The sequence below is a fragment of the Vagococcus fessus genome (genome assembly GCF_003987565.1).
Classification (GTDB): Bacteria; Bacillota; Bacilli; order Lactobacillales; family Vagococcaceae; genus Vagococcus_D; species Vagococcus_D fessus.
Genome location: NZ_NGJY01000007.1, coordinates 1 through 3,319, shown reverse-complemented (window position 1 = coordinate 3,319; position 3,319 = coordinate 1). Strand labels below are relative to the sequence as shown.

The following is a 3,319-nucleotide window of genomic DNA, read 5'->3' as shown; positions in this document are numbered from 1 at the left end:
TTTGCTCATTGAAAACTGGATAGTTAAAGAAAATATAATCAAAACAAACCGAGAACACCGCGTTGATGATAAGTACACTAGTACTATTCATAAGAGTTTTTAAACAAGTTCAAAACGCTGTTTAAAGGATTAGTGGAGCATGTATCGCTACATGTGGAAGCTAAAAATCTAACATTATTGTTAGTAAATTAGGTTAAGTTAATAAGGGCGCACGGTGGATGCCTTGGCACTAGAAGACGATGAAGGACGGGACTAACTCCGATATGCTTTGGGGAGCTGTAAGTAAGCTTTGATCCAGAGATTTCCGAATGGGGAAACCCGGCAGCTTTTATAGGCTGTCATCATATACTGAATACATAGGTATATGAGGTGAGACGCAGAGAACTGAAACATCTAAGTACCTGCAGGAAGAGAAAGAAAATTCGATTACCTTAGTAGCGGCGAGCGAAACGGTAAGAGCCCAAACCAAGAAGCTTGCTTCTTGGGGTTGTAGGACTCAGACATGGTAGTTGTAGTTGATAGTCGAATCGACCTGGAAAGGTCAGCCGTAGTGGGTAAAAGCCCCGTAGGCGAAATGGACTGCACACCTATGAGTATCCTGAGTACGGCGGAACACGAGAAATTCCGTCGGAATCCGGGAGGACCATCTCCCAAGGCTAAATACTCTCTAGTGACCGATAGTGAACCAGTACCGTGAGGGAAAGGTGAAAAGCACCCCGGGAGGGGAGTGAAATAGATCCTGAAACCGTGTGCCTACAACAAGTCAAAGCCCGTTAATGGGTGATGGCGTGCCTTTTGTAGAATGAACCGGCGAGTTACGATAGCATGCGAGGTTAAGATGAAGAGTCGGAGCCGTAGCGAAAGCGAGTCTGAATAGGGCGCTTGAGTATGTTGTCGTAGACCCGAAACCATGTGATCTACCCATGGCCAGGTTGAAGGTGCGGTAAAACGCACTGGAGGACCGAACCCACGTACGTTGAAAAGTGCGGGGATGAGCTGTGGGTAGCGGAGAAATTCCAATCGAACTTGGAGATAGCTGGTTCTCTCCGAAATAGCTTTAGGGCTAGCCTCGGATTAAGAATTGTGGAGGTAGAGCCACTGTTTGGACTAGGGGCCCATCTCGGGTTACCGAATTCAGATAAACTCCGAATGCCATATATTCATATCCGGGAGTCAGACTGCGAGTGATAAGATCCGTAGTCGAAAGGGAAACAGCCCAGACCACCAGCTAAGGTCCCAAAATATATGTTAAGTGGAAAAGGATGTGGGGTTGCACAGACAACTAGGATGTTGGCTTAGAAGCAGCCACCATTTAAAGAGTGCGTAATAGCTCACTAGTCGAGTGACCCTGCGCCGAAAATGTACCGGGGCTAAACATATTACCGAAGCTGTGGAGTGCACCTTATGGTGCATTGGTAGGAGAGCGTTCTAAGGGCGTTGAAGGTAGATCGTGAGGACTACTGGAGCGCTTAGAAGTGAGAATGCCGGTATGAGTAGCGAAAGACAGGTGAGAATCCTGTCCACCGTATGACTAAGGTTTCCTGGGGAAGGCTCGTCCTCCCAGGGTTAGTCGGGACCTAAGCCGAGGCCGATAGGCGTAGGCGATGGACAACAGGTTGATATTCCTGTACCAGTAATTATTGTTTGAACAATGGAGGGACGCAGTAGGCTAAGAAATCCGTGCGATTGGAAGTGCACGGCCAAGCAATGAGTCTTAGGGTGAGTAAAATGCTTACTCTTATAAGGACAAGTTGTGATGGGGAGGGAAATTAAAGTACCGAAGTTTCTGATGTCACACTGCCAAGAAAAGCTTCTAGTTAGATGATTACTGCCCGTACCGCAAACCGACACAGGTAGTCGAGGCGAGTAGCCTAAGGTGAGCGAGCGAACTCTCGTTAAGGAACTCGGCAAAATGACCCCGTAACTTCGGGAGAAGGGGTGCTGATCGTAAGATCAGCCGCAGTGAATAGGCCCAAGCGACTGTTTATCAAAAACACAGGTCTCTGCAAAATCGAAAGATGACGTATAGGGGCTGACGCCTGCCCGGTGCTGGAAGGTTAAGAGGATGGGTTAGCGTATGCGAAGCTCAGAATTGAAGCCCCAGTAAACGGCGGCCGTAACTATAACGGTCCTAAGGTAGCGAAATTCCTTGTCGGGTAAGTTCCGACCCGCACGAAAGGCGTAACGATTTGGGCACTGTCTCAACGAGAGACTCGGTGAAATTTTAGTACCTGTGAAGATGCAGGTTACCCGCGACAGGACGGAAAGACCCCATGGAGCTTTACTGTAGTTTGATATTGAATGTTTGTGACACATGTACAGGATAGGTAGGAGCCGTAGAGCTCGGTACGCTAGTATCGAAGGAGGCGTTGGTGGGATACTACCCTTGTGTTATGACCATTCTAACCCGCACCACTTAGCGTGGTGGGAGACAGTGTCAGATGGGCAGTTTGACTGGGGCGGTCGCCTCCTAAAAGGTAACGGAGGCGCTCAAAGGTTCCCTCAGAATGGTTGGAAATCATTCGTAGAGTGCAAAGGCATAAGGGAGCTTGACTGCGAGACCTACAAGTCGAGCAGGGTCGAAAGACGGACTTAGTGATCCGGTGGTTCCGCATGGAAGGGCCATCGCTCAACGGATAAAAGCTACCCTGGGGATAACAGGCTTATCTCCCCCAAGAGTCCACATCGACGGGGAGGTTTGGCACCTCGATGTCGGCTCGTCGCATCCTGGGGCTGTAGTCGGTCCCAAGGGTTGGGCTGTTCGCCCATTAAAGCGGCACGCGAGCTGGGTTCAGAACGTCGTGAGACAGTTCGGTCCCTATCCGTCGCGGGCGTAGGAAATTTGAGAGGAGCTGTCCTTAGTACGAGAGGACCGGGATGGACACACCGCTGGTGTACCAGTTGTTCTGCCAAGGGCATTGCTGGGTAGCTACGTGTGGACGGGATAAACGCTGAAAGCATCTAAGCGTGAAGCCCCCCTCAAGATGAGATTTCCCATTTCTTCGGAAAGTAAGACCCCTGAGAGACGATCAGGTAGATAGGCTAGAAGTGGAAGTACAGTGATGTATGGAGCGGACTAGTACTAATCGGTCGAGGACTTAACCAAGAATTTAAACGTAGGATCAAGGAATGTTTTGATTAGACTTTAACATCCAGTTTTGAGTGAGCAATTACTCAACTAAATAATATCTAAAAGTGTGGTGGCGATGGCAAGAAGGATACACCTGTTCCCATGCCGAACACAGAAGTTAAGCTTCTTAGCGCCGATGGTAGTTGGGGGTTTCCCCCTGTGAGAGTAGGACGTTGCCACGCTTAGATA

The 3,319-nt window shown here is 49.1% G+C and carries 2 rRNA genes; both read left to right on the top strand.

Annotated features, from left to right (window positions below):
* Positions 1–191: 191 nt before the first annotated feature.
* Positions 192–3,106: ribosomal RNA gene (locus CBF31_RS10960) — 23S ribosomal RNA — on the top strand.
* 90 nt (positions 3,107–3,196) lie between these two features.
* Positions 3,197–3,312 (top strand): 5S ribosomal RNA (gene rrf / locus CBF31_RS10955).
* Positions 3,313–3,319: the final 7 nt, after the last annotated feature.